Below are 7,287 nucleotides of genomic sequence, written 5' to 3'. Positions count from 1 at the left end.
GAGAAATCAATTTTTGCACCTAAATTTACATCAGCAAAACACATTTCTAATAAAGTAGTAATCAAACCACCGCTTCCAATATCGTGTCCTGCAAGAATTTGATTGTCACCAATTAATTCTTGAACCGTATTAAAAGCTCTTTTAAAGAAAGCCGAGTCTTTAATCGTTGGTACTTCAGTACCAATTTTATTCAAGGTTTGAGCAAATGAACTACCACCTAATTTGAATTCATCTTGTGATAAGTTGATATAATAAATAGAACCAACTGTCATCCCATTGCGTTGGGATTTCAAAACAGGCTCTACTACTTTTTTGATATCAGTACAATGTCCCGCAGCCGAGATAATGACCGTTCCAGGAGCGATAACCTCGTCATTAGGGTATTTTTGTTTCATCGAAAGCGAATCTTTTCCTGTTGGAATATTGATTCCTAATTCGATTGCAAAATCCGAACAACTTTGTACTGCTTCGTACAAACGAGCGTCTTCACCTTCGTTTTTACAAGCCCACATCCAGTTGGCTGACAATGAAATTCCGTTTAAACCGTCTTTAATTGGTGCCCAAACAATATTTGATAATGATTCAGCTATAGCGGTTCTGCTTCCTGCTCCTGCATCAATCAAAGCAGCGATAGGCGAGTGCCCAATAGAAGTTGCCAAACCATCTTTACCTAAATAATCCAAAGCCATTACACCACAGTTGTTCAATGGCAATTGTAGCGGACCAACACATTGTTGTTTAGCCACTTTTCCAGTTACACAACGGTCCACTTTGTTTGTCAACCAGTCTTTACAAGCTACTGCTTCTAATTGCAATACTTGTTCTAAATAAGTGGAGATATTTTTTACACTATACTCTAATTCAGCATAGTTGCGTGTAATTGTTTTGTCGTTAATAATCGTTTTTGGCGAACTACCAAAGAAGTCTTCCAAAGCATAATCCATCGGTTTTGCTCCTGTAGTTTTTGATTCGAAAGTAAAACGATGGTCACCTGTTACATCACCTACTTCATACATAGGAGAACGCTCTCTATCAGCAATACGTTGTAGCGTATCGATGTCTTTTTGAGCAATAACTAATCCCATTCTTTCTTGAGATTCGTTACCAATGATTTCCTTAGCCGAAAGAGTAGGGTCACCCACTGGTAATTTATCTAGGTCAATCAATCCACCTGTATCTTCTACTAATTCAGATAGACAGTTTAAATGCCCACCTGCACCGTGATCGTGGATCGATACGATAGGGTTGATGTCACTTTCTACTAAACCACGAATGGCGTTAGCAGCACGTTTTTGCATTTCTGGGTTTGAACGTTGGATGGCATTCAACTCAATACCGGTACTCATAGCACCAGTATCTGCTGATGAAACTGCTGCTCCACCCATTCCAATTCTATAATTTTCTCCGCCAAGAATGACAATTTTATCGCCTTCTTGTGGTTTGTGTTTTAATGCTTGTTCTATTTTTCCGTACCCAATTCCACCCGCTTGCATAATCACTTTGTCATATCCAAGTTTTCTAGCCTGCACTGAGCCTGACGAAGTGTCTTCTTCATGTTCAAAAGTCAATACAGAACCTGTAATCAAAGGTTGTCCAAATTTGTTCCCAAAATCAGAGGCTCCGTTTGAGGCTTTGATTAAGATGTCCATTGGTGTTTGATACAACCATTTTCTTTCTTCAACCCCGTTTTCCCATGGTCTGTTATCCTGAGCGGAGTTGCAAGACTCTAAACGAGAGTAAGAAGTCATATAAACCGCAGTTCCTGCTAATGGCAACGAACCTTGTCCACCTGCTAAACGGTCACGAATTTCACCACCAGCACCAGTTGCAGCACCATTGAAAGGCTCTACAGTAGTCGGGAAGTTATGTGTCTCAGCTTTTAAGGAAAGAACCGAATCAAATTCTTTTGTTTCATAAAAGTCCGCCTTATCAGCGCTTTTAGGAGCAAATTGTTGTACTCTTGGCCCTTTTACAAAAGCCACGTTATCTTTATAGGCCGACACAATATCGCGAGGGTTTTCTTGAGATGTTTTCTTGATTAATTTAAAAAGAGATGTTTCTTTTTCAACACCATCAATTACAAAAGTCCCGTTGAAAATTTTGTGACGACAGTGCTCCGAATTCGCTTGTGAGAAAGCAAAAATCTCTGAATCTGTTAGTTTTCTTCCTAATTTGGTTGCCAAATTATTTAAGTAGTCTTCCTCTTCAGCGCTCAAAGCCAATCCTTCTGAGCGGTTGTAAGCAGCAATATCATCAATATCTAAAATCGCTTCAGGAGCCACATTGATCGTGAAGATGTCTTGATTTAATTCAGCATACTTTTGCGAAAGCATAGGGTCAAAATCAGTAAAGTCAAAGGTTACTGCGTGAAATTCTTCGATTCTAATGATTCCTGAAATCCCCATGTTTTGAGTGATTTCTACAGCATTAGTACTCCAAGGTGTAATCATCGTGGCACGAGGACCAACAAAAAAATCCGTCAATGCGGATTTCTCTATTTTATTTGCGTTGGCAAAAAGCCAGTTTAATTTTGATATGTCTTGAGCCGAAATTTCGTTTTGCGTCTGTACTGCAAAAACAGTTTTGCTTTGGTTTTCAAAGAAATGAATCATTGTATATAATTTGATGTATTGCGGTGCAAATTTAGTTTAAAAAAATAGTAACAGCAAATGCAATTAGTAGTGTTTTTTCAGTTTGTTAAATAGTGTTTGGTAATTTGTTTTTGGTGGCTAGTAATTAATAGCTAGTACGATGGCGAGAGTAAGTCGTAATTAGGCTAGAGCAAATGCATGAGTTTAAAAAATGACCACAGATTAGCGGGTTTTTTCATGTAATATTAAATTTTGAATTTAGGAACGAATGAATTTGCGTTAATACTGCTTGAAGCGGTTTATTCACAATCAAAATAAATTGAAAAATTTGCGACCCGAGCAATAGCGAACAGGCGAAGCAATCTACGGTTGTAAAACTCAGTCATTTTCCTTGGTAATAAGTCTGTGTAATTAAGAATAATCGAATATTATAGTTTTTTTTAGCCACGAATGCAAGAATTAAGATTATTAGAAATATCTAAAATCTTGTATTTGTGGCATAAGAAAGTCTATTCTTTTTTAGGGAAATCTTTGCTTTGATACGCTCCTAAATCAGGTGGTGAGGTTCTGGTTGTTCCTGTGATATCCAAAGGGATTTTGTATGCCTGATTTCCTTTTGCGAAAGCATTAGAAGTCTTGTCTATATTGAAATTGTTTTGTGTTATATTGTAGAAATTAGGATCCTGATTTAAAATAATATTAGTGTAATGTGCTGGATCAGTCGTGAATTGGTAAAGAGGATTTGTACTTGAACCAAAATATTTAATCAAACAATTGTTGAAATTATAGTTGAATGCTGCTCCATCGTTTTTGTCTAAATACAATTCATTTGAATACGAACCATAAATAATACAGTTGTTAAAAGTAGCTTGTGTTAAGTCTTTTGCTACAGGGGTTGCTCCTATATTATAGTTGTTTACGGATACTGAAAATGGATTGTTTCCATTCCAGTTGTTGTTAAAAGTGCAATGAGTAAATTTATAATTTCCTCCGTAGGTACAGGCTAAGCTCGAAAGTCCAATATTATTAATAACAATATTTTCGCCTTCTATTTTTGCGTTTTTTGCTAATATCCCATAATTAATACAATTGTAAATTTGGGTATTTTTGATAGGCATAATTATTCCCATGTTGTTTTCGATTAATAAACCTATAGTTGCATTTTTTACGGTCAAATGATTGATAGCGTTATCTTTTGTTTCATTAAGAAGCCAAATCGTTCCCCATTGTCCTGGTATATCCGAATAAAGGGGCTCTAGTCGATCTCCTTCAAAAATGACTTCTCCTTCTAATTTCTCAGTTGTCGATATTGTTCCGTTAACATTTAAAGTTCCGTTTTTTGAAATGACTAACCCTGAATTATTATGAAAATGTACTCTAGAACCTGCATCAAAAGTTACTGTTTTATCTTCTGGAACGGCAGCATAACCATAAATTACATACGGTTTTTGATTGGTAAAGTGGAGTTCATTTCCATGTATGGGATCATTTTCATCTAAATAAAAACCAGTTGTTTTTGCCCCATCAAGAATAATGGTTTCTGTTGTCCCATCATTGAATTTTTGAGGATATAAAAAGGTTGCATCTTGGATTAAGGTTACTAACTCAATGGTTTGTAGTTTAGTTCCCGAATCAAATTCTATTTTATCAGTATATAAAAAATCAGTAGGATTAGCATCCGTAACCGAAGCAGTTGTTTCAATGAAGATATACAAACTATCTTTGGCTAATAATGTAACGTTCTCAAATTCTTTACCTTGATTTCCTCCCATTCCATCTACAGTCATACGGTATTTAGAATTTAATCTTTTGCCTAATTTTATTGTTGGTATGTTAACATCATTTTTAGAATGATTGTATACTTTTAATGCGTAAGTGCTCGAGCCAATATTGGTAAAAACAGTATCTAAGTATATGGTGTCTTTTGAAAATGCTAAATCTCCATTACTCGCTGTCGTTTCAAAATCAGTACGACAAGAGCAAATAGCAATAAGAATACCAGCAAAAAAGAATAGAGAAAAATAACGCATGTAGTTTGTTTTTTTTGTAAAAATAGAAAAAAACTAATATGATTTGAAAAATGATTTTCATTTGGGAATGTTGAAATTCAATAATATTTGCTAATTTGCCACATCACTTTTATTTATTTTTTAATCTTTACAATAAATTTTATGACATTTGATAAGGAAAAAGTTCTTCAACTATGTAATTCAATTACTCCAAATACGTTGATGGAGACTTTACAAATTGTATTTATTGATGCTGGTGTCGATTTTTTAGTAGCTCGAATGAAAGTAGATTCCAGTGTACATCAACCCATGGGATTATTGCACGGTGGTGCTTCGGTTGCTTTGGCAGAAAGTGTAGGTAGTACTGCTTCACATTTATTTGTAGATGTCAATACCCAAGAGGTTCGAGGTATTGAGATTTCGGCTAATCATCTTAAAAGTATTAGGGAAGGCTATGTTTATGGAACAGCTAAGATAATTCATAAAGGAAGAACCATACATCTTTGGGAAATAAAAATCACAGATGAGGCAGGGAATTTAATCTCATTATGTAAATTATCGAATATTGTTTTAGAGAAAATAATTAAGTAAAATGTATCGTTAATACAATGTTAGTTTAAGTAAGCCTATGATTGATTTTTTTATAAAAGTAAAGCAGCAAGAAGCCCAACATTTACCGTTTGTTATTTTTAAAAAACCCAATAAAAAAAAATTGGTTGGTTTTTTTCAAAATAATGATCATTTGTATTTTGCTGAAAATTTCAAAGAGCGTGGATTTGTTTTCGCTCCATTTGAAGGGAGTCAAATGATTCTTATTCCAAAAGAAGAATCAGTACGATGGGAGACAAGGATAGTTCTAAGAAAGGGGTTAGAGGAAAATGAAATCGAAGAATCATCTTATATAGAAAATACGAGTGCTAAAGTTGTTTTTGAAACATTAGTTCAAAAAGGGATTGATGCTATTGTTAACGGTGATTTTAATAAAGTAGTTTTATCTAGAGAAGAATTAGTTGGTATCCCTGAATTTGATTTGGTTATCGTTTTTAAAAAGTTAATTGAAAAATATTCAGGCGCTTTTTGTTATTGCTGGTACCATCCCAAAATAGGATTGTGGATGGGAGCTACACCAGAACGATTATTAAAAGCCAATAGGAAACAGTTTTACACTATGGCTTTGGCAGGAACTAAAATGGGAGATGATGTTGAGAATGCCGTTTGGAATACCAAAGAAATGGAAGAACAACAAATTGTAACAGATTTTATTTTAGAAAATTTAAAAGATAAAACTTCTGAAATAGCTATTTCGAGTCCGTATACACTACAGGCAGGTAACTTATTGCACATTATTACAGATATTGAAGGTGTTATTAATGAAAAATCAAATTTGAGTGAGGTTGTAGCTGTTTTGCATCCCACACCTGCTGTTTGTGGCTTACCAAAAAATGCTGCTAAGGATTTTATTTTGGCAAATGAAGGGTATGATCGCAGCTATTATACTGGTTTCTTAGGAGAATTAAACATTAAGGAATTTGATAAACATCAAACCAAGTCCGATTTGTATGTGAATTTACGCTGTATGCAAATTAAAGATAAACAAGCACATTTGTATATAGGATGCGGTATTACTAAAGATAGTATTCCTGAAAAAGAGTGGAAAGAAAGCGTTAATAAATCATTGACGATGAAAAGGGTTTTGTAAAAGAGAAATTAAAAAGTTATTTGTCAGATCTTATTTAGAAGGTTTGAAGTTGGAAGGTAAATTTGATTTATCTGTGCTGAAAATATTAGAAAAAATTATAATGAAATTAGATATATTGGCCTTCGGGGCACATCCTGATGATGTAGAATTAGGTTGTTCAGGAACGATTTTAAAAGAGATTTCCCTTGGTAAATCAGTAGGGATAATAGATTTAACTCGTGGTGAGTTAGGAACTCGTGGTTCAGCTGAAATTAGAGATCAAGAAGCTACGGCAGCTGCTAAAATTTTAGGAGTTTCAGTTCGAGAAAATTTAGAGATGCGCGATGGTTTTTTTGTAAATGATGAAAAACATCAGTTAGAAATCATTAGGATGATTCGTAGATACCAACCTGAAATTGTTTTGTGCAATGCTATTGATGACCGTCATATTGATCATTCTAAAGGAAGTAAATTAGTTTCTGATGCTTGTTTTTTATCAGGATTAATGAAAATAGAAACAGATGATAAAGGAGTACCCCAAAAAGCATGGCGACCTAAGTTAGTCTATCATTATATTCAATGGAAAAATCTAATTCCAGATTTTGTAGTAGACATTACAGGATTTACAGATAAAAAAACAGAATCTATACTAGCCTATAAATCGCAGTTTTATGACCCTAATTCTAAAGAGCCAGAATCACCTATTACCTCTAAAAACTTTTTTGAAAGCTTAAATTATCGTTCAAGAGACTTAGGGAGATTAGTAGGAGTCGATCATGCTGAAGGTTTTACTGTTGAAAGATATTTGGCTGTCAATAGTTTAGGAGATTTGATGTGATTTTTATTGATTTTTTTTCAAAAAACGTTTGTAGAAGCCAACTTTAGTTGTATATTTGCAACCGCAAACGCAAATGGTGGTTGTAGCTCAGTTGGTTAGAGCATCGGTTTGTGGTACCGAGGGTCGCGGGTTCGAGCCCCGTCTTCCACCCAAAAGGCAAAAGCCTCGAAG

Annotated in this window: 5 protein-coding genes and 1 tRNA gene; 4 read left to right on the top strand and 2 right to left on the bottom strand. The window is 34.7% G+C overall.

Annotated elements, in window-relative coordinates; all coding sequences use genetic code 11:
• A partial coding sequence (gene purL / locus WBQ70_RS04685; protein ID WP_423911245.1) for a phosphoribosylformylglycinamidine synthase occupies positions 1–2,612 on the bottom strand: 2,612 nt, incomplete at its 3' end.
• 488 nt (positions 2,613–3,100) lie between these two features.
• Positions 3,101–4,621 carry a hypothetical protein gene (locus WBQ70_RS04680; RefSeq protein WP_423911243.1) on the bottom strand — a complete coding sequence of 507 codons (1,521 nt, stop codon included), beginning with the start codon at positions 4,619–4,621 and terminating at the stop codon, positions 3,101–3,103.
• Positions 4,622–4,762: 141 nt separating this feature from the next.
• Between WBQ70_RS04680 and WBQ70_RS04675 the strand changes: the two genes are divergently transcribed.
• From WBQ70_RS04675 to WBQ70_RS04660, 4 genes are all read left to right on the top strand, one after another.
• Positions 4,763–5,191, top strand: coding sequence for a hotdog fold thioesterase (locus WBQ70_RS04675; protein WP_423911242.1), 429 nt, complete (start codon positions 4,763–4,765; stop codon positions 5,189–5,191).
• 37 nt (positions 5,192–5,228) lie between these two features.
• On the top strand, positions 5,229–6,299 hold the full coding sequence (locus WBQ70_RS04670; protein WP_423911240.1) for an isochorismate synthase: 1,071 nt from the start codon (positions 5,229–5,231) through the stop codon (positions 6,297–6,299).
• Between the two features lie 100 nt (positions 6,300–6,399).
• Positions 6,400–7,116 carry a bacillithiol biosynthesis deacetylase BshB1 gene (bshB1, locus tag WBQ70_RS04665; protein ID WP_423911238.1) on the top strand — a complete coding sequence of 239 codons (717 nt, stop codon included), beginning with the start codon at positions 6,400–6,402 and terminating at the stop codon, positions 7,114–7,116.
• Positions 7,117–7,191: 75 nt separating this feature from the next.
• Positions 7,192–7,267 (top strand) — tRNA-His (locus WBQ70_RS04660).
• The last annotated feature ends 20 nt before the right edge of the window (positions 7,268–7,287 follow it).

This window comes from Flavobacterium sp. (assembly GCF_049590715.1).
Taxonomy (GTDB): domain Bacteria; phylum Bacteroidota; class Bacteroidia; order Flavobacteriales; family Flavobacteriaceae; genus Flavobacterium.
This window is presented reverse-complemented; position numbering and strand designations above follow the sequence as displayed.